This is a genomic window from Bacillus cereus group sp. MG16, assembly GCF_040459875.1.
Lineage (GTDB): Bacteria > Bacillota > Bacilli > Bacillales > Bacillaceae_G > Bacillus_A > Bacillus_A paranthracis.
On record NZ_JARVHE010000001.1, the window covers coordinates 3,219,820 to 3,244,271 of the forward strand.

Sequence of the window (24,452 nt, forward strand, 5' to 3'; positions counted from 1 at the left end):
CCCTCCTATGTATACGTAGTTATATTCATTCCCTCCATCCTAATCACGTTCTTACATGATTAGGATGAAAAGAATCAACCACCACTTACTGGCGGAATCATTGCTACGACATCGCCAGTTTGAATGATGTCATCCTCATTTGCGTATTCTTCATTTATAGCAACCATAATCTCATTTGAAATCGCTACGTTGTATTCCTTAATAAGTACCTTCTTTAGTTCAGCAACTGTAATATTTTCACAATCGATGTGTAATGTTGGTTTGCTTACTTCTTCTTGTAAATGTGCAAATAATAGTACTTCAATCATATTTTCATCTCCTTTCCAGGTTCGCCATTCTCATATGCTAACTTCTCTAACTGATCACCAATCCAACATTCACCATCTTCCCAAAACTCTTTCTTCCAAATTGGAACGATTTGTTTTATACGCTCCATAATATATTCGTTCGCCTCATAAGCTGCTTTCCGATGTGGTGTAGAAACAGCAACGACAACAGCAAAATCCGAAATTTGTAACGTACCAATGCGATGTGTAATTGCCACATATGTTCCAGGCCATTTCTCCCCTACTTCGGTACCAATTCTCTCAAGCTGTTTCTCCGCCATTGTTTTATAAGCTACATACTCTAAATAAAGCGTACGTCGGCCTTTCGTAAATTCTCTAACAGTGCCAATAAAAGTAGTAACCGCACCACACTCACGACGAATTACTTTGTTTGTAACTTCTTCAATTGAAATAGGTGTATCAATTACTTCATAATACGTATGTGTCATTTCGCACCTCTTATCTTTGTATAAATTAGCAACCTATTTTTCTATTATTTGTATGAACGAAGCAATTCTTTCCATGGCCATTCACTTCCGTTGGTTGATTCTAATAACAGTACCGAAACAGTAATTCCAGCTTTAAATCCTCTCGTTCCCCCTGGCAAAACGATAAATGCATTCGCTTCTGCAAGTGAAGAAATTGCGCTAGATTTATCTAAACCGACTGGTGTAACTTGTAATTGACCATCTACAAATTCCACTCTCCCTCTTACAAATCGAGTAAACGGATTTGCTTTCGGAAAGTCTTTTTGTAAAATTGCCTCTGCACGAAATACGTGCGAATCTTTTCTATGCAAGTATGTTCCAATGACTGGTCTAACATATAATTCACAACCGACATAACAAGCTGAAGGATTACCAGATAAACCAAATAGTAGTTTTCCTTCTACCTCAGCTACAGTTGTCACACTTCCTGGTCGCATCGCTATTTTGTTAAAAAGTACATTAGCTTGTAATCTCTCATAGATGGCAGGTAAATAGTCATAGTCTCCTACCGAAACGCCACCAGTTGTAATTAAAATATCGACTTCTTTTATCGCTTTTTCCACAGTGTTATAACACGTCTCAAAATCGTCAGCGAATTGTCCATAATACCGTACAACTCCGCCTGCTCGTTCAACTTGCGCAGCTATCATATAGGAGTTACTATTTCGAATCTTCCCTGTCTTTAATTGTTCATGTACTTCAAGCAGTTCACTTCCTGTCGTTACAATTCCAATAACCGGCTGTTTTACAACGCGTACGGTACTATAACCAAACGTAGCAAGAAGTGCTGCTACTCCAGGATTAATAACAGTCCCTTTTTTCACCAGAATGCTATTTTGTTTTACATCTTCTCCTTTAAAAGAAATGTTATCCCCAGCAACAAAGGAGCGTTTCAATTTCATATAAGTCTTTTCGTTTTCTTCAAATTCTTCCGTTAGCTCCAACATGACTACTGCATTACACCCCGCAGGAATTGCCGCACCTGTCATAATACGGACAGCTTGAAATGGTTCCACACCTTCTGTAAAAACAAAACCTGCTCCAATTTCGCCAATCACTTCAAACTGAATGGGATTACTGTTACTAGCTTCTTTTGTGTCTTCCGCTCGAATCGCAAATCCGTCGTACGGAGAGCGATCAAAATGCGGAACATCATGACTTGCAATAACATCTTCTCCAAGCGTTCTACCGTAGCTTTCTATAAGAGAAACCTTTTCTATTTCACCTTGGTAGGCATATTTCATTACACGCTTAACCGCTTCTGCTACTGGAATTGATATACGTTTATCTAACATTCTTTTTCACCTCGTTTTAATAAGGAGAAACGCTCTCTGTTCATCCTATATATTTTGCGTATAATCGTTTTGCTATTTTCACATCATTTGTCCCATGAATAAATGCCCTACCGTCTGTAAATAAAACGAAACGATATTCATCAATTTGAAATGATAGTAAGTACGGCGTTTTTTGGACATGTACAATTTTTTGTAATCTTTTTTGGATTTCGTTTAAAATTAGAACTTTCTTTATTCCTGGACGGATTTGAACTGTATTCCGTCCGCATAGCACCTCCGTTTTCACCTGTGATTCAAATGTTAAACTTGGGTACGTACGAGTATTTCCACACGATGGACATGTATTTTTCTTCTGTCTATTTACTTTTAACGAGAGATATTGATTGTTCCAAATATCAAATGATAACATTGTTCCACGTAGCGTCTCGAAATCATCCACCAATATTTTCATCGCTTCTGTCACTTGGTGAGCAACAACCATCTGTACAGTTGGCTGAATAATTCCCGCTGTATCACATGTGGCACCGCCCATCGGATGATCCATTAAGCAGCGAAAACATGGTGTTTTTCCTGGAAGAATTGTGTACGTTACACCGTAACTTCCAATGCATCCACCGTATATCCAAGGTATATTTTCTTTTTGTGAAATATCATTTATAAGTAGACGCGTATCGAAGTTGTCAGTCGCATCTAATATGAGATCCACTTCTTTCGTTAACTCTTCCATTTCTTTCATTGTGACATCCATTACAACTGGTACAATTTCCACCTCTGAATTAATCTTTCTTACATGTTCTGCCGCTGCAATTGCTTTTGGTTTGTATTGTTTTGCATCTTCTTCTGTATATAACTGTTGCCGCTGTAAATTACTCCATTCGACGTAGTCACGATCGGCAATTGTCAATTTCCCAATTCCCATCCTAGCGAGTGCTTCTGCATTCGCAGCCCCTAGTGCACCTGCACCAATTAAGAGCACATGTTTCTTTCTTATTTTCCTTTGTCCCATTTCACCAATTCTAGAAAACAACACTTGCCTTGAATATCGCTCTTGCATAAGGAATCCTCCTTTCACTATCCGCCAATGTATGACATTTCAACTTTTTGACGTTTATTTGTACTTTCCGCCGTTCTTTCATCTGAATATCGATCTGTTCTATATCGCCATGTATGTTGTAAAATTTTTAATAGCGATGCATCAGAAATATTTTCTCGAAGAAGCGTTCGCAAATCCGTTCCTTTCGTTCCAAATAGACACGTAAAAAACTTACCGTCTGCCGAAATACGAGCTCTCGTACAAGAAGAACAAAATGACTCAGATACTGAAGTAATAAATCCAACTTCTGCATCGCTCCCTACATATCGATACAATTTCGCAACTTCTCCAAAATAACGAGGCGTAACAGGTTCAATCGGATATACGCGATTAATCTTCTCTATTAATTGTTCCTTCGTAATCACTTGTTCAAAATTCCATCCGTTCGTACTGCCCACATCCATAAACTCAATGAAACGAAGCTGAATTTCTTGTTCTTTAAAATAACGAGCCATATGAAGAATTTGACTATCATTCATTCCTTTTTTTACAACCATATTTACCTTTACTTCTAATCCAATAGCCTTTGCTGCTTCTATTCCTTTCAGTACAGGTTTTGTACTTACATTTCTTCCGTTAATTGTTTGGAAGACATAATCCTCTATCGCATCTAAACTAATATTTACACGTTTTAATCCTGCGTCTTTTAGCGTCTTAGCTTGTTTTGCTAAATGAATTCCGTTTGTTGTGAGCCCAATGTCTTTTAAGCCTTCTAGTTTTGTAAGCCTTGCGATTAACTGGGATAAGTCTTTACGCAATAACGGTTCACCGCCAGTAAGCCTAATTTTTTCAACTCCCATACTTATAAATAACCTAGCTAGTCTCTCTATTTCATCAAAAGATAATAAAAACTCTTCCTGTAAAAAAGCGTAATCAGGTCCGAACACTTCAGCAGGCATACAGTATGTGCACCTAAAATTACAACGATCAATAACTGAAATGCGTAAATCTTGAAGTGGCCGTTCTAAAGAATCTTTCATTTTCTCGTGCATCTATATCCCTTCTTTTCTGCTGCAATGCTTAGTAAGCTTTCGTTTTTTTATTTGCCTTCATTATAAAAAAGAAGCGACATATTCAATGTGACTTTTCTCACATTACTTTCCCCATTCAAAAATTCTTCACAAATCCGTTCGCATTTTGTTCACATCTTCAGTCCCTACTCCTTACGGTCATTGAAATTTTACATCAATTTTGAAATAGCTCTTGCATTTTCAGCATATTTACACTCAAAATAGGAAATGTATTGCTTATAAGAAGAAAGGTGATTGCTGTGACAAACAGTATGAAATTATCTCAAGATTTAAAGGAATTACTTGCATCTGTTGAATATAAAATGCAGATAAAAAAAGGTAGTTTTATTTTTCAAGAAGGTATGGAGGCAACCGAACTCTATATTATCCATTCAGGAAAAGTACAAATTAGTAAACTTAGTGCTGACGGACAAGAATTAACACTTCGAATTTGTTCGGAATATGACATTATTGGAGAATTAACATTGTTCACGGATAATGCAAAATATTTATTAAACTCAAAATGTCTTGAAGATGTTGAAGTAGGTGTAATAAAGCGTGAAGCGTTAGAAAAAGCATTACTTCAAAAACCCGCTCTTGTATTTGAATTTATGAAATGGATTAGTGAACATTTAAGAAGAATGCAAACGAAGTTCCGAGATTTAGTGTTACACGGCAAAAAAGGTGCCTTATATTCTACTCTCATTCGAATGACAAATAGTTACGGTGTATTAAAAGAAAATGGCATTCTCATCGATTTACCGTTAACGAATCAAGAACTAGCTAATTTCTGTGCAACTTCACGTGAAAGCGTAAATCGAATGTTAAATGAATTAAAAAAGCAAGGTACAATTTCTATTCATAAAGGAAAGATTACCATTCACGATTTACAATTTTTAAAATGTGAAATTGCTTGTGAAGATTGCTCTGCTTCTGTTTGTAGTATTGATTAGCGTCTTATTTAGGTACTTATACTTATAAAGAAAGCCGAGGTCTCCAATTAGATCTCGGCTTTCCTTATAAATTACGAAACATATAAAACTAAATTATTTTTTCAATTCATTTGGAATACGTCTTCTGTAAATTACATAACTACGGCTTATATATTTAATTGGGGCACTAAATACATGTACCAGTCTAGTGAATGGCCATACTGCGAAAAGCCCCATTCCTGAAATTATATGAATTTTAAACCATACTGGCACTTCCGTCATATACTCAACTTTCGGTTGGAAAATAAAGAGACTTCGGAACCAAGGACCGATCGTTGTACGATAATCAAACCCTTTTGAATCGATATTTAAAAATGTTGAAGAAAGTCCTGCTAGCATTACGATCAGTAATAATATAAGCGCGATATAATCTCCCTTCGTACTCGTTGCAATGATACGTTTTACTGTTACGCGGCGATACGTTAATATAATTAAACCGATGATAGAAGCAACACCTGCCGGAAGTCCGAAACTAATTGCCATTACGTGATACGTATGCTCAGAAATACCTATTGAACGGTATACAGCTTCTGGAATTAAAATTCCCATAACATGACCGCCAATTACGAACATGATCCCAAAGTGGAATAATAGACTTCCGATTCGGAGCATTTTCTTTTCCAATAGTTCACTAGATTTTGATGTCCATCCAAATTGATCATAGTTGTATCTAAAAATATGTCCACCGATAAAGATTGCAAAAATGATATAGGGAAACAACACCCATAGAAATTGATCCATCATTTTGACAACTCTCCTTTCTAATTTGTCTGTACACCCCATGTATCAATAGCGAGTAGAACAGCCGCAAGAATTGGTTCATACATACTATCAGCTTCTTTTAACTGAACGTGTAATGCTTGGATGTTCTCTTTGTATTTACTCATAATTGGTTCACTGTCTTGCTCATTTGCATTTGCAAAAAACTCTAGTAATAGCGGTAAATAATCAGGTAGTTCTTTATCTGTTACTTCAAAACCAGATTTTTTATAATGCTGTTTTAACTCTAGTAATTCAATACCTCTTTCCCTTTGTTCACCGGTGTTCATATACGTTAAATACATATTTGTCTTCTTACCGAAATCAAATGTATATACGTAACTATCAATGAGTTGATCGTTCGTTTTATCCAGTGCTTGTTTTATAAATGCTGTAAGTGAAGTTTTAACTTCTTCCTGTTCAATCGCTTCAATCTCTTCTTGCAATTCAGCTAAAGCTTCTCTCCACCCGAGTTCCGGGTAGGAGAGAAGGAATGAAGAACAAGAAAAAGTAATTTGTAGACTTTGTTTCATATTTTTCCGCCCCCATTATTTAAGAAATTGTCATGCAAGAGCCTGGACCACCTGCAAATGATAAACCACAGCTTCCTTGTTCATTGTATAAATCTGCAACTTGTTCGCGGTGGGACGTCGGGATAACAAAACGATCTTTATATTTTGCGATAGCAAGCAGACGATACATGTCTTCTACATCTTGTTTTGTTAAACCGAGTTCTTTTAATACCGCTTCATTTGGTTCTTTATTAATTTGAATTGCTCTCATATGTGTTCGCATAACAGCCATTTTTTTCAATGTAAGACGAATATGTGATTCATCTCCTGCAGTGAGTAGATTCGCTAAATATTGAATTGGAATACGCATATTATCGATAGCAGGGAAAATCTCTTCTGCTTGCCAGTTACTACCTTTCCCTTCCACCATATTCATAATTGGGCTAAGCGGTGGGATATACCAAACCATTGGCATTGTACGATACTCCGGATGAAGAGGTAGAGCAATTTTCCAATCGATAATCATTTTATAGATTGGTGACTGTTGTGCCGCTTTAATCCACTCTTCAGGAATGCCTTGTTTTATCGCTTCAGCTGCTACTTCTGGATCATTTGGATCTAAGAAAACAGTAAGCTGAGATTCATATAAATCTTTTTCATCTTCTACAGATGCCGCTTCTTTTATTTTATCAGCGTCATATAACATTACCCCAATATATCTGATACGTCCTACACATGTTTCCGAACAAATTGTTGGCATACCAGCTTCAATACGCGGGAAACACATTGTACATTTTTCCGCTTTATTCGTTTGCCAGTTAAAATACACTTTTTTATATGGGCAAGATGATACGCAGAATCTCCATGCACGACATGCATTTTGATCTACAAGAACAATCCCATCTTCTTCCCGTTTATACATCGCACCAGATGGACAAGACGATACGCAAGATGGATTCATACAATGTTCGCATATGCGTGGTAAATACATCATAAAGACATTTTCAAAATCGGTTTTAATTTCTTCTTCCATTCTCTTTACGTTCGGATCTTGCAATCCTGTTATATGTCCACCAGCTAAATCATCTTCCCAGTTTGGACCCCATTCAATTTTGTCGATAAATTCGCCTGTAATTGCTGATTTCGGACGAGCAACTGGCTGATGTTTACGCTGCGGACTATTTGTTAACGTTTCATAATCATAGTTCCACGGTTCAAAGTAATCATCAATTGTTGGTTGATCTGGATTGTGGAAAATATTCATAAGACGCTTCATTTTCGAACCGGATTTCAGCTGAATTTCACCATTTTTCAATTCCCAACCGCCTTTATATTTCTCCTGATCTTCCCATTGCTTCGGATAACCAATGCCAGGTTTCGTTTCTACGTTATTGAAATACATATATTCAGCACCTGGACGATTTGTCCAGGTGTTTTTGCACGTTACGCTACAAGTATGGCAGCCGATGCATTTATCTAGGTTCATTACCATTCCGACTTGTGCTTTAATCTTCAAGCCAATCTACCTCCTTCAGTTTGCGAATTACAACGTTTAAATCGCGCTGGTTCCCAGTTGGACCATAATAGTTAAATCCATAACTTAATTGACCGTATCCACCAATCATATGTGTTGGTTTCACGTGAATACGAGTTGGACTATTATGCGTTCCCCCGCGGTTACTTGTTAATTTCGTACCAGGTACGTTAATGTGGCGATCTTGTGCATGGTGCATAAACGCCATTCCTCTCGGTATACGGTGCGTTACAACTGCACGCGCTACAACAACACCGTTACGGTTAAAGCACTCAATCCAATCATTATCTGCAACACCTGCTTCAGCAGCATCTTCTTTATTCATCCAAACGGTTGGACCACCTCTAAATAGCGTTAACATCGGTAATGAATCAAAGTACATACTATGAATGGACCACTTATTATGGGGTGTTAAATAGTTTAGTGTAATCTCTTTCCCTTCTACTTCAGGTCGTGATTTACGGAACGGTTTATGTTGCAGAATTGGTTTAAATGTCGCCATCGTTTCACCAAATTCTTTCATCATGTCATGATCTAAATAGAAAGATTGTCGTCCAGTGATTGTTCTCCAAGGGATGAGACGTTCCACATTTGTTGTAAACGGTGAGTAACGACGTCCACCTTTTTCTGAACCTGTAAAGGCCGGAGAAGTAATTACTGTTTTTGGTTGTGCTGTAATTTGTTCAAATGTGAAGCATTCTTCTTCACGTTCTTCTGCTAAATCACGTAGTTTTAAATCCGTTTGTTTTTCAAGTGCTTCCCATGCTTTTACAGCCATATGACCGTTTGTTGTAGAAGAAAGCGTTAATACCGCTTCAGCAGCATTGATTGCTTCTTTTATGTCTGGACAACCTTTCGCAATAGAATCTGTTTGAACAACTCCTAATCGGCTCTTTAATTGCTCATACTCTTTTTCTGCCGACCAAGAAATTCCTTTCGTACCAATCGGTTGTTTCCCGGCATTTGGTCCAAGTGCCGTCATTTTGTCATAAATCGTTTTATAATCCCTTTCGACAACATGAATTTGCGGCATCGTTTTACCTGGTATTGGTTCACACTCACCTTTGCTCCAATCTTTAATTTTGCCAAGTGGTTGTGCTAATTCTTGCGGTGTATCATGAAGAAGTGGTGTTGCAACAACTTCTTTCATTGGTTCAAGATCAATTTTCTCTGCTAGATCTGACACAGCTTTAGAAAGTGAAGTGAAAATATCCCAGTCAGAACGTGCTTCCCATGGTGAACCGATTGCCGGATTAAATGGATGTACAAATGGATGCATATCTGTACTGCTTAAATCGTGTTTTTCATACCAAGTTGAAGCCGGTAAGACGATATCAGAATAAAGTGCTGTTCCAGCCATACGGAAATCTAAATTAATGAGCAAATCAAGCTTCCCTTCTGGCGCTTCTTCATGCCATTTAATTTCTTCTGGTCGTAATGAATCACTATCATCATTCATTAATCCGTTCGTTGTACCTAATAAATGTTTTAAGAAATATTCGTGTCCTTTACCAGAACTTGAAATTAAGTTTGCACGCCAAACAAATAAGTTGCGCGGGAAGTTATTTTTATTATCTGGATCTTCAATCGCAAATTTTAGTTCTTTTTCTTTTAGTTTTTGTGCAACGTATTTTCCGATTTCTTCTTGCGTTGTTGCACCAGCAGTAACAGCTTCTTTATATAGTTCAATTCCATTTTTCTCAAATGTCGGATACGAAGGTAACCAGCCAAGTCGTGCCGCTAATACGTTGTAATCACCGTGATGTTGATAACGAGAGTTGCCTTCGACTGGTGATGCTAAATGTCCAACTGGTGTATCTTCATAACGCCATTGATCTGTTACGAAATAGAAGAAAGATGTACCGTTTTGTAATTTTGGTGGCCCTTGCCAATCTTTTGCCATTGCGATTGTTTGCCATCCTTCTGCTGGTCGTAATTTTTCTTGCCCAACGTAATGCGCCCAGCCACCGCCGTTTACACCTTGTGCTCCGACGAGAAGTACAAGATTTAAAACGGCACGATAAATCGTATCAGAGTTAAACCAATGGTTAATACCAGCTCCGACAATAATCATTGAGCGACCGTTCGTATCAACAGCATTTTGTGCGAACTCACGAGCGATTTGAATGATTAGATCTCGTTTCACTCCCGTCATTTTCTCTTGCCATGCAGGTGTAAACGGCACATCATCATTGAAGTCTTTCGGCTCTTGTCCACCAAGCCCTCGGTTCACACCGTAATTTGCTAACGTTAAGTCATATACAGTAGTAACGAACACTTCGCCCTCTTCTGTCATAACCTTTTTCACTGGAATTGTACGTTCTAATACTTTGTTTCCATTATCAGAGAAGTACGGGATTTGTACAGTTCCAACATGATCTTCCATTCCAAGTACAGAAAGACGTGGATCAATCTTTTCGCTTGTTTCTTCATCTTCTAAACGTAAATTCCATTTCTTTTCGTTATCCCAACGTGACCCCATTGTGCCATGAGGTGTTGCAAAATCATTCGTGTTCTCGTTCCAAAGTACAGGTTTCCATTCTCCTAACTTTGTTTCGCGTCCAATATCAGAAGCATTTAAGAATCGATCCGCAACGAATTGGTCTCCTTTTTGTTTCAATGTAACGAAGAAAGGAAAATCAGTATATTGCTTCGCATACTTTGTGAAGTACTCCACTTGATTATCTACGTAAAATTCTTGTAAGATTACGTGCCCCATTGCCATCGCAAGTGCACCGTCTGTACCTTGTTTCACACTAATCCAATCATCTGCAAACTTTGTTGACTCAGCGAAATCAGGACTGACAGAAACGACTTTCGTTCCTTTATATCGAACCTCTGCTAAAAAGTGAGCATCTGGTGTTCTTGTCATCGGTACATTTGAACCCCATGTCATAATGTAACCAGAGTTATACCAGTCACTACTTTCTGGTACATCTGTTTGATCACCCCAAATTTGCGGAGAAGCTGGTGGTAAATCTGCGTACCAATCATAGAAACTAAGCATCGGTCCACCCATAAGTTGCATAAAGCGGCTGCCTGCAGCATGACTTAACATCGACATAGCTGGAATTGGTGAAAAACCAACATTTCGGTCTGGACCGTATTTCATTACTGTGTATAATAATGAAGCAGAAACGAGTTGTAACACTTCATCCCAATTTGCACGAACGAATCCCCCTTTACCACGTGCCTGCTTATACTTGCGTGCTTTTTCAGGGTTTTCCACAATACTTTTCCAAGCATCTAATGGTGACTCATTATTTTGTAATTCCTCTTGCCACATACTCCAAAGAACACCACGTACATACGGATATTTCACACGAAGTGGACTATAAATGTACCAAGAAAAACTCGCTCCACGTGGACATCCTCGTGGTTCAAAGTCAGGCATATCTGGACCTGTTGTTGGATAGTTAAGCTCCTGTCCTTCCCAAGTTACAATTCCATCTTTCACATAAATGTTCCAACTACATGAACCAGTACAGTTCACGCCATGTGTAGAACGAATTACTTTATCATGCTGCCAACGCTTTCTGTACACATTTTCCCATTCACGATCTTCATATGTTTCTTGTGTATGATTATCGTTATAACGATCTATTGGTGAAAAATATTTTAAACGTCTCATTAGTGCTGAAGGTTTCTTCTTCATACTGTTCACTCCTTTAATACGTCTCTCTTACATACCCTTACTATAAGAGAGGTTGTAAAATACAGATGTGACATTTCGCACAGTTCAAGAGATTGTCAAAAATTCCGGAAAAAATATAAAAAAGTGAAAATCTAATCATTGTGGAGGGCCCACATCCTTCACTGACTGTTAAATTACTTCCTTGCTTCTATCAAAATTTAAGATGAAGTACAGATAATAATGAGCTTCCAAAAAATTTCTTATATAATAGAGGAAGTAATTTGGGAGTAGTTAAATTTGGTATACCTAAATCGTTAGATGAGGTAATAAATGAAAATACAATACTTTAAATCCACCATATCAAGGGCAACTATCCTGAAAATAGTTGAACAAAAAACGCCAGAAAATCCATATGAATTGTCAGCAACTTAGATTGAATCCATAGAAGAATACACCAAGAATGGCAGGATTTTAAGATAATAATACAAGGAGTATATTATGAAATTAGAACCGCTTTATGCAGAAAACATTATCGTAGCCGTCATATATAAAAATGAGTTTAGATGGTATGTAACAGATAAAGAACTATGGTTTTTAGATTATAATAAATTAGATAATGCATATAAAAATTTAGGTATAAGCATTGAAGATAATGACGAAGCGGAAGAAAGAAATGGAATAAAAGTATTAGATCATGAAAATGTAGAAGTATTTTTAGTAAGGATTAATCAATATAAAACAACTAAAGAAGAATTAAATTATTTACTACTTGAAAATATTAAAAGGAAAAATGCAGGAGAAGATCTATTAGATTTTAGTCCAATCTTATTAATTAACTTTGATAATAAAATACTATATTCAATGTTTCCAGAACCGGCATCATACGAAAACTATGTACCAAAAGATTGGAGTGGTACATATGAAGATTTCACTGAATTCATACCTACATCAGAGAAATATTGGATAGATAAGTTTAATAATAATCTACTTTTACTATAATTTAAGTAGGAAAATAGTGATGATAGTATAAGAATTTATTACCTTAATAGAGCTTATGAGATTAATAGAGAAGTAAAAGGAGGAAAATAGTCATGAAATATCCATATAGTTTTGAAGTGCTTAACAGTGGCGATGTAGTTATGAGACTTCCTAAAGAAATTAAACTTATTGAAACTTTTTTAGGAATTGAAGTTGCAGCTTTTGGAAATTGGATTTTAGAAGAAATACATAGTATTTTAAACGGAGAAAAAAATTATGTGGTAGTAAATGGCAACATTTGCGGTTTAGAAATTCAGAACGACACAACTACTATATTAGACAATTTAGCCGAAGATGGTAAAGGAGAATATTGTGAGATTGAAACAATGGAATTGGTAGAATTAATTCATATTTGGTTAAATAAACGAAAAGAATATAAGAAAGATACAAAATAAAGGAGTGTAATAATTTAAATAGCTGGTCTCTTCATGTGAAGTCGACTTTATTTTTTATTCACAAGGGGTATTAATATATGTTCTAAACTATACGCGTAGGGTTTCCTACGCTATTTATTTTGCTCATTGAGGTCAATCTTTCCTTCCCCTCTTCTACTTTTACCGACGATACTATTCTATATCAAGACATATTTCACATAAAAAGAGAAATCATTATTTACCATATTGCCCTTAGTTACTGAAACAATTATACTAGATGTAATCAGAATAAATAATCTGAATATTCTCAGAATTAAAGGTAAGAGTTTTATACTCGCACATAGAGAGGTACGTTCTATTTTCCACTAAATAGATTAGAAAACGATAATAAAATTAGGAGGATTACGATGCACCAACTTGATTCATTACATCCCATTATAGAAAAAATAATTAACAATATTGAAAAATTAATGGTCGGAAAAAGAAAAGAAACGATTTTAGCTTTGACAGCTCTCTTAGCTGAAGGTCATGTACTATTAGAAGATGTTCCTGGCGTTGGGAAAACAATGTTAGTACGCGCTCTTTCTAAATCTATTGATGCTGATTACAAGCGAATTCAATTCACACCTGATTTACTACCGTCAGATGTAACAGGTGTTTCTATTTACAATCCGAAAGAGCTCCAATTCGAGTTCAAGCCTGGACCAATCATGGGGAATTTTATACTTGCTGATGAAATTAATCGTACATCTCCCAAAACACAATCTGCCTTACTTGAAAGTATGGAAGAAGGCAATATTACAATAGATGGTATGACAAGACCGTTACCAAAACCATTCTTTGTAATGGCTACACAAAATCCAGTCGAATATGAGGGAACATATCCTTTACCAGAAGCCCAGCTCGATCGTTTCTTATTGAAGCTAAAAATGGGATATCCTTCACCAGAAGAAGAATTTGAAGTTTTAAACCGGATGGAAAAAACAAATCCCCTCTCCCTTTTACAAGCTATTACTACAATAGAAGAATTACTTTATTTGCAACAAAGCGCACGGGAAATAAGCATGGACAAAGCAATCAAGCATTACATTGTAAAGCTTGTTAGTCAAACTCGCTCTTATAGTTCTATACAACTAGGTGCAAGTCCACGTGGCTCGATTGCTTTAATGAAAGCTTCACAAGCTTATGCATTCATCCATGGCAGAAATTATGTTATTCCAGACGATGTAAAATTTTTAGCTCCTTACGTGTTAGCTCACAGACTCATTCTAAAAATGGAAGCAAAATTTGAAGGAATAACAGGGGAACAAGTTATTTCAAAAATCGTTGCGCGAACTACCGTGCCGACTCAAAGGAAGATGAACCTTTGATGAAACGCATGCTACGAGCACTATATCACGTTATGAAGTTATTACTAATCCCTTTATGCCTAGTGTTAACATTTGTGTACGCTATGCTTCAAGGAGGATTTGTAAGTTGGTTTTTATTTTACAGTATGGTTCCTATTGGCCTTTATTCACTATTATTCCCCTTCTACGCTTTACGGGGTGCTGAAGTAAAAAGAATAACAAATCAAAACGATTATGTAGCAGGAGAACGATTTGTAAGCACGATTACAATAAAAAGAAAATTTCCTTTCCCCTTACTTTATTTAGTTATAGAAGATGAACTGCCACCACACCTTACAAGTTGTAGACAAACAAAGATGAATAAAGTAATACTCTTTCCAGGATTGAAACGAAATATTTCGTTTCAATATGCAATTGACACAATCCCTAGAGGAGAACACACTTTTTCAAGCGTACGTGTCAAAACTGGTGATCTATTCGGTATGATGGAGAAAGAAGTAACTTTTTCAGTTCCAGATACATTTTTAGTCTATCCCCAGTATGTAGATATAACGTATCAGCAATTGGAAAACCATTTCGAACAAGGAGCGCTCTCAGCAAATATAAATTTAGCAAAAGACTCTACCATTTCTGTCGGTGTGAGAGACTATAAACCTGGTGACCACTTTTCATGGATTGATTGGAAAGCAACTGCACGAACAAACAACATTATGACGAAAGAGTTTGAACAACAGCGCAGCCATAATATTATGATATTCATAGACAGAACTGAGTCCCCTCTATTCGAATCAGTCGTCACATTTACTGCCTCTATTGTCAGGGCTGTATTGAAGCAAAATTCACCAGCGTCATTTGTGTCTGTCGGAAAAGAACGAACTTTTTTCCCTTTAGACAATGGAGATAGTCAGTTGCAGCAAATCTTTTGTCATTTAGCGAAAGTACAAGCGGACAGTGTATTCCCGCTCTCCCGGAGTGTAGAAATGGAATTAAGAAAAGTTTATGAGCCCATAACAATTATACTCGTGACAAGCGATCTTTCTCCCGATATTCAAAAGGCAGCTGACTATGCCGCTATACAAAATAGAAAATTACTAGTTTTGTCGTGAAAGAAAAACCGAATCAGCTCTCACATCGAGAACTAAATATATTAGAAACTCTACAAAAACGAAAAATATTTGTAAATGTAGTTTATGGAAACCAGTATACAAACGTGTTTTTTGAGGTGAGCAAATGATAACATTACAGGCAAAAAAACAATGGGATATGAATAGATTTTTCATGCATGCATGCGCATTTCTACTTTTACTAGAATGGATACGACCCCTTATAGGTATTACAAACGTAGGTAGATTAGATATTTTTGTAATATTTATAGGAATTTGCTTCACACTCTCTTTTTTTCAAACAAAGTGGCAGATTCCGATAAAGATCGTGACAATTTTATTCATCATTCATCTCCTATATTATAAAAATATTTTTATAAATCCATCTTGGCTAACGAAATTTTTTACTGATATTTCTCGAAATTCCTCCCTGTTATTCCAGGGGAATTTGCTAGATATTTCTCCAGTTTTTCCAACCGTTTTATTTTTTCTATCATTTTGGTTTTTGAGTGCTTTCATCTCTTTTTGGTTGATTCATAAAAAGCGTGGATTGTTATTTCTTATATTGACTATTATTTATATCACAATTTTTCATAACTTACATTTATACAATGCAAACTACGCTATTATTCGTACTGTTGTCATCGGCTTTTTTATGCTTAGTCTTCTTCGCATAGAACGAATAAAAGAGAGTGAACACTTACAAAATTATGCTAGAGAAATCTCAAAATTACTTAGACCTATTACAATATTTATTGTATTGTCAGCAACCATCGCATACTTCGCTCCAAAATTTGGTCCTCAATGGCCAAACCCAATGGATTTTTTAAAATTCAACACATCCGAATCAAGTAAAAAACAAGAAGTTTCTAAAATTGGATATGGTCTAGATGACTCAAAATTAGGCGGTCCTTTTACGGCAGATCCTACAATTGTTTTCACAGCACAAACGCAAAACAAACAATATTGGAGAGTAGAAACGAAAGATTTTTATACAGGAAAAGGCTGGGAAGTTTCTGAAAAGCAAAAAAAGGTTACTTTTAAAAAATAATAACGACGTCGTAAGTTGGTACGAACAAAATACAAAAACAGAGACAACGAAGGCAACAATCACCATGCAAAAAAGGTATCCTCACCTTACCTATCCAGCAGGATTAATATCAGTTGAGGCTTCTTCTGATATATCATACAGCGTTGACCCATTTTCAGAAAAAATCTATACGATGGACGGAGACTCTTCCACTACTTTACATTCATATAAAGTAACATATGAGGTCCCGGAGTTTTCCATAGAAAACTTGAAAGCTGTAAAAACGAATGAAGGTCAAGAAACAAATCCTTATTTCATGACAAAGTACACGCAACTTCCCAAATCATTACCGCAGCGAGTAAGAGACTTAGCTGTAAGTCTAACAAAGGATAAAGACACCCGATACGATAAAGTATTAGCTATTGAAAACTATTTCACCGACCATTCTTTTATATATGAAACAACGAATGTCTCATTCCCTGCCCAAAACCAAGATTATGTAGATCAATTTCTTTTCGATACAAAAAGTGGCTACTGTAATAATTTCTCGACATCTATGATCGTGTTACTTCGTTCTGCTGGAATTCCCGCTCGCTGGGTAAAAGGTTATACAGAAGGAACTCTTGATAATACGCTTGTGGGTGCTGAAGGTGAGGATGTTTATAAAATCGCGAACGATAACGCACACTCTTGGGTCGAAGTATACTTCCCTGGATACGGATGGATTCCATTTGAACCGACAAAAGGATTTACGAATCCCTATAATTTTATAAATAATACTCCTGCTCCTACTTTACAAAATAACGAAGTATATAATTCTAATAACGAACCAATACAACAACGAAACAATGAAGCAAAGCTCAAAAGTTTAATAGAAGATACAGAAGAAGCTTCTACTAAAAAGATTCCAAATTCTAAAAATGGATTTTCTTGGTGGTACGTATTCCTCTCTACAATACCGATTAGTATTATAGGATACATTCTATTCATCACTAGAATGAAATGGATTACATTTTTTATCATTCATTTCTATAAATATCGAAAAGATGATGCCGTTTATACAAAAGCTTACGATTCTCTCCTAAAACAATTTGCGCGAATTGGTATACGACGAGATGAGAGTCAAACATTCCGAGAATATGCTCTCCATGTTGATACACTTTACAACTCGGCCGATATGCAACAACTTACTTTCAGTTATGAGAATGCTATGTATCAAAAAGGACAAGCCGCAGCAGAATGGAAAAAATCCGTACACTTATGGGAAGTGCTTATGAAAAAAGCTGCTTCTCCACCTAAATCAAATGACTTCCATTCAGCGATTTAATATTGACAATGTGAATGTAAATAAAATGCCTCAAAGAACAAAATAGTTCTTTGAGGCATTTTTTAATAAAGTGAAACTCCTAGTTATTCGCCAAGTACCTTCTCAATCTCAACCTCTAAATCCACCGGCTTCGTTTGCGGTGCAAAACGCCCTACTACTTTTCCGTCTTTTCCAATTAGAAATTTTGTAAAGTTCCATTTTACTGCTTTCATACCGAGTAAACCTGGTGCTTGTTCTGTCATGTATGTATACAGAGGATGAGCCTTATCACCTTTTACATCAATTTTTGCAAACATTGGGAAGTTTACGCCGTAGTTTAATTCACAAAAGCTTGTAATATCTGCTTCTGTACCTGGTTCTTGTCCTCCGAATTGGTTACATGGGAAACCGAGTATTTCTAGCCCTTGTTCTTTATATTTATCATATACTTCTTGTAATCCTTTATATTGCGGTGTAAACCCGCATTTACTAGCTACATTTACAATAAGAAGTACTTTTCCTTCGTAATCTTTTAACGATTTATCTTCTCCTGTTATCGTTTTAGCTGAAAAATCATAAACTGTCATTGTCCTTACCCCTCTCTTCACTATCATTCCATGTTTATACTATACTACATTCGTGAATATACAGCTCTTATTATGTATTTCTCCCTACAATTGAAAGCGTTTTATTTTTGTTCGAAAATTCGACACAAATTACTAGACTTTTATGATGGAAAGTTTTACAATTAAATTGTGAACAAAATGTGACAGTTTATATTCTATTATTATAGAAAAGGATGGTGTTCAATATGAAAACTGCACAACATGAAACGATTTCAAATCGCGAGTTTTATTTCGTACTATATATGATGTTATTGTATGTGATTGGCTGGGTAATCGATGTAAATGGTTTATTTTTAAGCTCCTACTTTAATTTAGCGGGAGAGATTATGCTTCCATTAGTTGGCGGCATTGTTGGACTATTCGTTATGTCTATTAATAAACACCAAAGACAATAAGAACATTACAAAAAGGCAGAAGACGAAACTTTCGTTTTCTGCCTTTTTGTATTTTTGGCGTATAATAGTTACATACCGTATATAAGGAGTGGTAAAGATGAAAAAAGTAGAACAATTATCTTCTCACCTATATCTGATTGATGATTTTGATTTACAACATAATGAACGAACTGGTACGTACGTTTTATTAGGTGATGATATTACTTTAATTGAAACTTGTGCAGCCCCTTCACTTCCGTATATTTTAGACGGCTTACAACAATTACATATTGATTTAAACGAAGTTAAAAACATTATCGTTACACATGTTCATTTAGATCACGCCGGTGCTGCTGGTTTAATGATGGAAAAATGCCCAAATGCTACTTTATATGTGCATTCTCGCGGTGCTCGTCATATGATTGACCCAACAAAACTCATTTTAGGTGCAAAAGCTGTGTACAAAGAAGATTTCGATAAACTTTTTGATCCAATTCTTCCAATTGAAGAAGAACGTGTTCATATTGTACAACATGGTGATACGTTACAAATTGCAGAAGACCGCATCCTTACATTTTATGATACACCGGGACATGCAAAGCACCATATTAGCATTCACGATTCATTAACAAACGGCATTTTTACTGGCGATACAATTGGCATTTATTATAGAGAACTCGCAGACGTTGGTGTAGAACTATACCTTCCTTCAACGTCCCCTTCACAATTCCAACCAGATGCGATGATTGCTTCTAAAAATCATATTCAAAGTATGAATGTAGATACTATTTATTTCGGCCATTACGGCGCATCATCCAATGTTACAGAAGTATATAAGCAACTAGAACATTGGTTACCTATTTTCGTTCATACTGGTAAAGAGGTCTTTGAAAAATATTATGATTTCGATGAGGCTACTAAAGCTTTGCAAACTGTATTAATGGATAAGGTCTCTTCTCACCTTACAAAGTTAAACGTTCCATCAGATCATTCCGTTTATAACATTTTACATCTAGATATAGAAATTAGTGCGATGGGCATTATAGATTATTTCACGAAGCAAGAAAAAGCAAACTCCACTACTAAATAACCATATAAGAAGAGACATACAACAGTAGTTATTGTATATCTCTTCTTTTTTTGAATATATTTTGAGTAAAGGATGGTGGAATATAATGCAAAAAGTGATGCTATACCTCTGCTTTACATTATTTATCGTCTTATTATTATTTGTCGGAGTGAAAATTCAATTTTATTTAGATACAGACGCACAAGTAAACTTTAACGTTTATCCAAGATTATTCTACTTTACACTCTTCCCTCTTATAGTCGGCATTTTATTACGATTCCTTCAATCTATTAATCGTGAAACAAGTAAACAAAACTGGCGCTTTCAACCGGATAAATTTATCGCCATTACTGTGCCTACACTATTCATTTCCTTTTCTCCAGCTCTACTCTTTTCACCAGTTGGTGCGTACCTACCTTATTTAGCTAATATTATTCTTATAAATACAACTTTTGTTACGATAATTAGTTTAGTAGCTGGTTATTCCCTTTTAGATTGTTTTATAAAAAAAGACATTGCAAATATGAAAAAATATTATTGATAACCAATACTTAAATGTCATTGGTTTCGGCGGTTTATTTATAAATGCAATATTACTTGTAATAGTCGCTACACATGAAAAAAGGAAATTTATGTTAAACTAAAAGAAATCACGTACTAAGTCAAATTACATTTCAATCAAGGGAGAATTATTATGTATAGATTTTTTGGATTCTCGTGTCTAATGTTTCTCGCAAGCATATTTTCTTTCTTTATTCTAAGAGGGCCTAATGCAAATTTAACTTTAATTATTTCGATACTGGGTATTCTCTCATTACTCGGCATTATTTTTGCGATAGCTTCAAAGAATTGGTTATTCGGAATAGTTGGTACAGCATTAAATGGAATAATACTAGTAGTTGCATATTTCCTATTGCTAGCAAAAGGCATAGGTGGTTAATATATTTACGTTTCAATAAGAAAAGCTTAGAGCTTAGACTCTGAGCTTTTTTACTTATCTCACCTTTTCGTCTACATACTCCATAATCTGCTCTGCTTTCATAAATCTTTCTTTATATGCCTCAGGTACTTCTTCTAGTTTTATTGCACCGGTTGATTTTATCTTCACTCGTACGATTTCATGTGTCATTAAAGCTTCCATATAGCGATCAAACTCTTCTTGCGTTAATACTTCTCTACTTGATTTATGACCATTTAATTTATCAAAGTATGGTTGAAGGCCCATACTTACCTTTTTCATTTCTTCTCTTTTTGCTGGCGATAATGCATCATAATCAATATTGCCGTTCGAATCTCCGTACGCAAGCTTTGCATTTGTTAATTTCTTTAGTTCTTTTGTAAACACTTCATATTCTTTTGTACCCATTTCATCTTTCGCTTCTGATAACTTTGCACTAAAACGCATGTACGCTTCTAATGTCATTGTTCCAGCGTGTTTTTTTAGGTTTTCAAAAGACCCGTATATACCATCTGCCATAATAGATTGATATGCAAAACCAGTTGTCGGGATTAAAAACGCTGCTGCAAGTACTCCTGCGATAAGGCGCTTCTTCCTCTTACTTCCACCGCGCTTCATTTTTATTTGGACGATTACTTTTTCTTTCAACTCCGGCGGCGCAACAATCCCCTTCGCTTCTTCTTGTATAGATTCTCGAACTCTACAATCTAAACTCATTTCACATTCCCTACCTCTCCTAAAAAGATTTCTTCTACTTGCTCTTTTTGACGTAGTTTCTTTAAGGCCGAATGAATTCTAGATTTCACAGTACCAATTGGAATATGTAATATTTGTGCTACTTCTTCTTGAGAGTAGTCGTGTAAGTATCTTAAGATAATAACTTGTTTCAATTTATACGGTAATTTATGAATAAGTTCGATTAGTTTTTGATTTGATATTTTACTTACAACATCGTTAGAAAAATCAATTTGTACTGGTTTTCTCTGCTCTTCTGCTTTTTTTATAATTCGTAGTCGCATCCACCTCTTTCTTCTATAAGAGTGAATTTGTTTAATCGCAAGTCCAATTAACCAAGGACGAAATGGCTTCTCGCTATCATACTTACGAAGCGATTCATATAGTTGGATGTATATTTCTTGAACGACATCATCTACATCCGTTTTATCTTCAATCAAAAAATGTACTGTTTTATATATTTCTTGAATCGTCACATCATACAACTCGCTATACGCTTCTTTATTTCCTGATAAAGTTAATTGAATTAAATGTACGTAATCTATTTCACTCTTCATATACCAGCCCTCCTTTGTCTTACACAATATATTGGCAAGTAATTTATATTTCGTTCGATTTTTCTAGAAAATTTTATATAAATTAATATAATGATTCAATGTGTTCATAAGCTTCACTTATAACCTTGCATAACAATTATATAATTTTCCAATTTCTAATGAACATTTAAAATGATTTATATAGTCAAATTTAGGGGGATAAATAATGAAAGCTATCATTTTAACGTCGTTCGGTGGTCCTGAAGTAATGAAATATACAGATGTGGATATACCGGCTATTTCAGAAAATCAAGTTTTAATTCGTGTTGTTGCTACGAGTGTAAATTTCGCTGATATTAAATCACGTTATGGCAAAAAAGGAAATAAAGCACTACCTTTTATTCCAGGGATAGATGCCGCTGGTATTGTAGAACGTGTCGGTTCTCGTGTGAAAAATATTTATCCTGGACAACGTGTCATTGCTTTTCCTCAAAATGGATCTTACGCTGAATATGTTGTTGCAAATGAAAATCTTACTTTCGTATTACCTGATGAAGTCGATTTTCAAACTGCAGCAGCATGCCCTATCGTATCTTTCACAAGCTATAATTTACTCGCAAATGTAGCAAGGATTCAACAAGGTGAATCTGTACTCATTCATGCGGCGGCTGGTGGAATTGGCACTACTGCTATTCAACTTGCAAAACTATTAGGGGCGGGAACAGTTATAGGTACTGTCGGAAGTGAAGCAAAAAAAGAAATTGCTTTAGATGCCGGTGCTGATTATGTATTTTGTCATCAAGATGAAGATTTTGTAGAGAAAGTCAATGAGCTAACATATGGAGAAGGAGTGAATATCATTTTGGACTCTATTTCTGGATCTGTTTCGGAAAGAAGTTTAAAATGTCTTACTTATTACGGCCGCCTCATTCATTTCGGTAATGCAAGTGGTGAAATTGGCAATTTCCAAACGAAAGATTTACATGCAAGTTGCCGCTCTATACTCGGTTTTAGCTTTGGAACTACACGAAAAAAACGTCCTGAACTACTCCAAGAAACTGCAAATGAAGTTTTCCGTTATTTGCGTGACGGACGTTTGCAAATCAAGGCTACGAAATCTTTTCCACTTCAAGATGCAGGGAAAGCACATGAATGGGTCGAAAGTAGAAAAAGTACAGGGAAAGTAATACTAACTGTTCAGTCCTCCTCCTGAAATGAATACTTGAAACCGAGGTGTCATTCATGGGATCACGAATTATGCATGCTATTATCGCTAACGGTATTGCCGAAAAACTATGTATTCAAGATAGAACTTCTTTCATACTTGGAGGTGTAGCACCTGATGCGGTTCATTCAGCAGAAGAAAAAGGAACTTCACACTTTTACGCTGGCACGACGAAAAATTATACGAGAAGGATAGCTTTTAATTCTTTTTTTCAAAAATATAAAGCTCAAATGGATTCCCCTTTTCTCTTAGGCTATTACACTCACCTCATTGCTGATGATAATTGGCTAAGCGGCTTTTTCTTCCTTGGTTAAAAAATAGAATAGAAAATGATGAAACGATCGCACCTATGTACTATAACGATTTTAAATTGTTAAATGCAAAGTTGCTTCATCATTACGATAAAGAACAACAGCTCTTCTCGCTTCTCAATCAAGATGCTCACATTGTCGATATTGAAGAGGTTTCTAAAGAAAATGTTTTAGAATTTCGAAAATATCTTTTTGAAGATATGTTGTATCCAGAGCAACATTTGCATGAAGACTTACAGGTGTTTACGTTTAATCAAATTGTCGGTTATATGGAAACCGCTATTGAAAAAGGAACATTTTTTATTAAACAACTCTCTCATGATAAATTCATTTCAAAGATTTAATCCCCCTCAATATGTTTGAGGGGGATTTTCACATAACAATATTATTATTGGTTCTTTTCCATAACCGCAAAATAATTCCCTTCACTATCAGCAAAGTTAAATACTTTACCAGAAGGCATAGTTACCATTTCTCCAACAGTAACATTTTTATTTGTTAAATCTGTATATAATTGATCAAGATTTTCTGAGAAGAACATTAAAGATGGTGTACCAAGATTCAATTCTGGGCTCATCTTAGAGATAACTTCTTTATTATGTAATATAATGCTCGTTTCAGCACTGTTAGTTGGAGCGATTTCAATCCATCTCATTCCTTGTTTGTTATCTTCCTCTGCTACTACATGAAACCCTACCTTTTCCGTCCAAAAATTGACTGCCTCATCTTGATTGTTTACATACAGCATAATTTGTCCGACCTTATGAATCATTTC

22 protein-coding genes and 3 pseudogenes are annotated in these 24,452 nt (G+C 35.7%); 12 read left to right on the forward strand and 13 right to left on the reverse strand.

Going from position 1 to position 24,452, the window contains the following annotated elements:
• Window positions 1–74 precede the first annotated feature (74 nt).
• From moaD to moaA, 5 genes are read right to left on the reverse strand one after another with little or no spacing between them, the layout of a single operon-like run.
• On the reverse strand, window positions 75–308 hold the full coding sequence (gene moaD / locus QCI73_RS16575; RefSeq protein WP_000573684.1) for a molybdopterin converting factor subunit 1: 234 nt from the start codon (window positions 306–308) through the stop codon (window positions 75–77).
• Window positions 305–775, reverse strand: coding sequence for a molybdenum cofactor biosynthesis protein MoaE (locus QCI73_RS16580; RefSeq protein WP_327924533.1), 471 nt, complete (start codon window positions 773–775; stop codon window positions 305–307). Before QCI73_RS16580 ends, moaD begins: the two co-directional genes overlap by 4 nt.
• Window positions 776–819: 44 nt before the next feature.
• Window positions 820–2,109: a molybdopterin molybdotransferase MoeA gene (locus QCI73_RS16585; RefSeq protein ID WP_353823366.1), complete on the reverse strand. Its 1,290-nt coding sequence runs from the start codon at window positions 2,107–2,109 to the stop codon at window positions 820–822.
• A 40-nt stretch (window positions 2,110–2,149) separates the two neighbouring features.
• A complete protein-coding gene (locus QCI73_RS16590) occupies window positions 2,150–3,163 on the reverse strand; it encodes a molybdopterin-synthase adenylyltransferase MoeB (protein WP_353823367.1) in 1,014 nt (337 codons plus the stop codon).
• 17 nt (window positions 3,164–3,180) lie between these two features.
• Window positions 3,181–4,194 (reverse strand): GTP 3',8-cyclase MoaA, encoded by a 1,014-nt coding sequence (moaA, locus tag QCI73_RS16595; RefSeq protein WP_327924529.1) that lies wholly within the window; start codon window positions 4,192–4,194, stop codon window positions 3,181–3,183.
• Between the two features lie 278 nt (window positions 4,195–4,472).
• On the opposite strand from moaA, the gene QCI73_RS16600 reads away from it, so the two are divergent.
• Window positions 4,473–5,165, forward strand: coding sequence for a Crp/Fnr family transcriptional regulator (locus QCI73_RS16600; protein WP_000185188.1), 693 nt, complete (start codon window positions 4,473–4,475; stop codon window positions 5,163–5,165).
• Window positions 5,166–5,258: 93 nt separating this feature from the next.
• Here QCI73_RS16600 and narI read toward each other — a convergent pair whose 3' ends face one another.
• The 4 genes from narI to QCI73_RS16620 are packed head-to-tail and all read right to left on the reverse strand — an operon-like array spanning window position 5,259 to window position 11,664.
• A complete protein-coding gene (gene narI / locus QCI73_RS16605) occupies window positions 5,259–5,948 on the reverse strand; it encodes a respiratory nitrate reductase subunit gamma (RefSeq protein ID WP_097852801.1) in 690 nt (229 codons plus the stop codon).
• Between the two features lie 17 nt (window positions 5,949–5,965).
• Window positions 5,966–6,496, reverse strand: coding sequence for a nitrate reductase molybdenum cofactor assembly chaperone (gene narJ / locus QCI73_RS16610; protein WP_097852802.1), 531 nt, complete (start codon window positions 6,494–6,496; stop codon window positions 5,966–5,968).
• Between the two features lie 19 nt (window positions 6,497–6,515).
• The gene (gene narH / locus QCI73_RS16615) at window positions 6,516–7,991 is read right to left on the reverse strand and encodes a nitrate reductase subunit beta (protein WP_353823368.1); all 1,476 of its coding nucleotides are present in this window, start codon (window positions 7,989–7,991) and stop codon (window positions 6,516–6,518) included.
• Window positions 7,981–11,664 carry a nitrate reductase subunit alpha gene (locus QCI73_RS16620; RefSeq protein WP_327924526.1) on the reverse strand — a complete coding sequence of 1,228 codons (3,684 nt, stop codon included), beginning with the start codon at window positions 11,662–11,664 and terminating at the stop codon, window positions 7,981–7,983. Before QCI73_RS16620 ends, narH begins: the two co-directional genes overlap by 11 nt.
• A 477-nt stretch (window positions 11,665–12,141) precedes the next feature.
• Between QCI73_RS16620 and QCI73_RS16625 the strand changes: the two genes are divergently transcribed.
• From QCI73_RS16625 to QCI73_RS16645, 5 genes and pseudogenes are all read left to right on the forward strand, one after another.
• A complete protein-coding gene (locus tag QCI73_RS16625) occupies window positions 12,142–12,642 on the forward strand; it encodes a hypothetical protein (protein WP_000764321.1) in 501 nt (166 codons plus the stop codon).
• A 92-nt stretch (window positions 12,643–12,734) separates the two neighbouring features.
• A complete protein-coding gene (locus QCI73_RS16630; RefSeq protein ID WP_353823369.1) occupies window positions 12,735–13,076 on the forward strand; it encodes a hypothetical protein in 342 nt (113 codons plus the stop codon).
• A 386-nt stretch (window positions 13,077–13,462) separates the two neighbouring features.
• Window positions 13,463–14,425, forward strand: a complete 963-nt coding sequence (locus tag QCI73_RS16635; RefSeq protein ID WP_074606033.1) for an AAA family ATPase — start codon at window positions 13,463–13,465, stop codon at window positions 14,423–14,425.
• Window positions 14,425–15,638, forward strand: a pseudogene (locus QCI73_RS16640) (DUF58 domain-containing protein). Before QCI73_RS16635 ends, QCI73_RS16640 begins: the two are co-directional and overlap by 1 nt.
• Window positions 15,635–17,864: pseudogene (locus tag QCI73_RS16645) on the forward strand (transglutaminase TgpA family protein). The pseudogenes QCI73_RS16640 and QCI73_RS16645 overlap by 4 nt, the downstream one beginning before the upstream one ends.
• A gap of 83 nt (window positions 17,865–17,947) precedes the next feature.
• Here QCI73_RS16645 and bsaA read toward each other — a convergent pair.
• Window positions 17,948–18,430: a glutathione peroxidase gene (gene bsaA / locus QCI73_RS16650; protein WP_047956477.1), complete on the reverse strand. Its 483-nt coding sequence runs from the start codon at window positions 18,428–18,430 to the stop codon at window positions 17,948–17,950.
• Window positions 18,431–18,654: 224 nt separating this feature from the next.
• Here bsaA and QCI73_RS16655 point away from each other — a divergent pair, with 224 nt between their 5' ends.
• The 4 genes from QCI73_RS16655 to QCI73_RS16670 all read left to right on the forward strand — a co-directional run bounded on the left by QCI73_RS16655 (window position 18,655) and on the right by QCI73_RS16670 (window position 20,852).
• Window positions 18,655–18,864, forward strand: coding sequence for a DUF3925 family protein (locus QCI73_RS16655; RefSeq protein WP_353823370.1), 210 nt, complete (start codon window positions 18,655–18,657; stop codon window positions 18,862–18,864).
• Between the two features lie 97 nt (window positions 18,865–18,961).
• Complete coding sequence (locus QCI73_RS16660) at window positions 18,962–19,933, forward strand: MBL fold metallo-hydrolase (RefSeq protein ID WP_262725050.1); 972 nt, start codon at window positions 18,962–18,964, stop codon at window positions 19,931–19,933.
• Window positions 19,934–20,018: 85 nt separating this feature from the next.
• The gene (locus tag QCI73_RS16665) at window positions 20,019–20,453 is read left to right on the forward strand and encodes a hypothetical protein (protein ID WP_262725049.1); all 435 of its coding nucleotides are present in this window, start codon (window positions 20,019–20,021) and stop codon (window positions 20,451–20,453) included.
• 153 nt (window positions 20,454–20,606) lie between these two features.
• Window positions 20,607–20,852: a hypothetical protein gene (locus tag QCI73_RS16670; RefSeq protein WP_000285541.1), complete on the forward strand. Its 246-nt coding sequence runs from the start codon at window positions 20,607–20,609 to the stop codon at window positions 20,850–20,852.
• Between the two features lie 54 nt (window positions 20,853–20,906).
• On the opposite strand, the gene QCI73_RS16675 is transcribed toward QCI73_RS16670, so the two are convergent.
• Together QCI73_RS16675 and QCI73_RS16680 are read right to left on the reverse strand one after the other, a co-directional pair.
• Complete coding sequence (locus QCI73_RS16675) at window positions 20,907–21,587, reverse strand: DUF3600 domain-containing protein (protein ID WP_353823371.1); 681 nt, start codon at window positions 21,585–21,587, stop codon at window positions 20,907–20,909.
• A complete protein-coding gene (locus QCI73_RS16680; RefSeq protein WP_353823372.1) occupies window positions 21,584–22,162 on the reverse strand; it encodes a sigma-70 family RNA polymerase sigma factor in 579 nt (192 codons plus the stop codon). Before QCI73_RS16680 ends, QCI73_RS16675 begins: the two co-directional genes overlap by 4 nt.
• 205 nt (window positions 22,163–22,367) lie before the next feature.
• Between QCI73_RS16680 and QCI73_RS16685 the strand changes: the two genes are divergently transcribed.
• Together QCI73_RS16685 and QCI73_RS16690 are read left to right on the forward strand one after the other, a co-directional pair.
• Window positions 22,368–23,354, forward strand: a complete 987-nt coding sequence (locus tag QCI73_RS16685; RefSeq protein WP_353823373.1) for a quinone oxidoreductase family protein — start codon at window positions 22,368–22,370, stop codon at window positions 23,352–23,354.
• A gap of 29 nt (window positions 23,355–23,383) precedes the next feature.
• Window positions 23,384–24,021, forward strand: a pseudogene (locus tag QCI73_RS16690) (hydrolase).
• 44 nt (window positions 24,022–24,065) lie between these two features.
• On the opposite strand, the gene QCI73_RS16695 reads toward QCI73_RS16690, so the two are convergent.
• Window positions 24,066–24,449 carry a VOC family protein gene (locus QCI73_RS16695; RefSeq protein ID WP_353823374.1) on the reverse strand — a complete coding sequence of 128 codons (384 nt, stop codon included), beginning with the start codon at window positions 24,447–24,449 and terminating at the stop codon, window positions 24,066–24,068.
• Window positions 24,450–24,452 lie beyond the last annotated feature (3 nt).

Excerpts from the sequence above, each read along its gene's own strand:
- narJ (WP_097852802.1), bottom strand. The coding sequence starts at position 6,496 with ATGAAACAAAGTCTACAAATTACTTTTTCTTGTTCTTCATTCCTTCTC.
- QCI73_RS16685 (WP_353823373.1), top strand. The coding sequence starts at position 22,368 with ATGAAAGCTATCATTTTAACGTCGTTCGGTGGTCCTGAAGTAATGAAA.
- moaA (WP_327924529.1), bottom strand. The coding sequence starts at position 4,194 with ATGCACGAGAAAATGAAAGATTCTTTAGAACGGCCACTTCAAGATTTA.
- QCI73_RS16675 (WP_353823371.1), bottom strand. The coding sequence starts at position 21,587 with ATGAGTTTAGATTGTAGAGTTCGAGAATCTATACAAGAAGAAGCGAAG.
- QCI73_RS16660 (WP_262725050.1), top strand. The coding sequence starts at position 18,962 with ATGAAAAAAGTAGAACAATTATCTTCTCACCTATATCTGATTGATGAT.
- QCI73_RS16695 (WP_353823374.1), bottom strand. The coding sequence starts at position 24,449 with ATGATTCATAAGGTCGGACAAATTATGCTGTATGTAAACAATCAAGAT.
- QCI73_RS16670 (WP_000285541.1), top strand. The coding sequence starts at position 20,607 with ATGTATAGATTTTTTGGATTCTCGTGTCTAATGTTTCTCGCAAGCATA.
- moaD (WP_000573684.1), bottom strand. The coding sequence starts at position 308 with ATGATTGAAGTACTATTATTTGCACATTTACAAGAAGAAGTAAGCAAA.
- QCI73_RS16580 (WP_327924533.1), bottom strand. The coding sequence starts at position 775 with ATGACACATACGTATTATGAAGTAATTGATACACCTATTTCAATTGAA.
- QCI73_RS16680 (WP_353823372.1), bottom strand. The coding sequence starts at position 22,162 with ATGAAGAGTGAAATAGATTACGTACATTTAATTCAATTAACTTTATCA.
- QCI73_RS16655 (WP_353823370.1), top strand. The coding sequence starts at position 18,655 with ATGAAAACTGCACAACATGAAACGATTTCAAATCGCGAGTTTTATTTC.
- QCI73_RS16630 (WP_353823369.1), top strand. The coding sequence starts at position 12,735 with ATGAAATATCCATATAGTTTTGAAGTGCTTAACAGTGGCGATGTAGTT.
- QCI73_RS16635 (WP_074606033.1), top strand. The coding sequence starts at position 13,463 with ATGCACCAACTTGATTCATTACATCCCATTATAGAAAAAATAATTAAC.
- bsaA (WP_047956477.1), bottom strand. The coding sequence starts at position 18,430 with ATGACAGTTTATGATTTTTCAGCTAAAACGATAACAGGAGAAGATAAA.
- QCI73_RS16620 (WP_327924526.1), bottom strand. The coding sequence starts at position 11,664 with ATGAAGAAGAAACCTTCAGCACTAATGAGACGTTTAAAATATTTTTCA.
- QCI73_RS16625 (WP_000764321.1), top strand. The coding sequence starts at position 12,142 with ATGAAATTAGAACCGCTTTATGCAGAAAACATTATCGTAGCCGTCATA.
- QCI73_RS16665 (WP_262725049.1), top strand. The coding sequence starts at position 20,019 with ATGCAAAAAGTGATGCTATACCTCTGCTTTACATTATTTATCGTCTTA.
- narI (WP_097852801.1), bottom strand. The coding sequence starts at position 5,948 with ATGATGGATCAATTTCTATGGGTGTTGTTTCCCTATATCATTTTTGCA.
- QCI73_RS16590 (WP_353823367.1), bottom strand. The coding sequence starts at position 3,163 with ATGCAAGAGCGATATTCAAGGCAAGTGTTGTTTTCTAGAATTGGTGAA.
- QCI73_RS16585 (WP_353823366.1), bottom strand. The coding sequence starts at position 2,109 with ATGTTAGATAAACGTATATCAATTCCAGTAGCAGAAGCGGTTAAGCGT.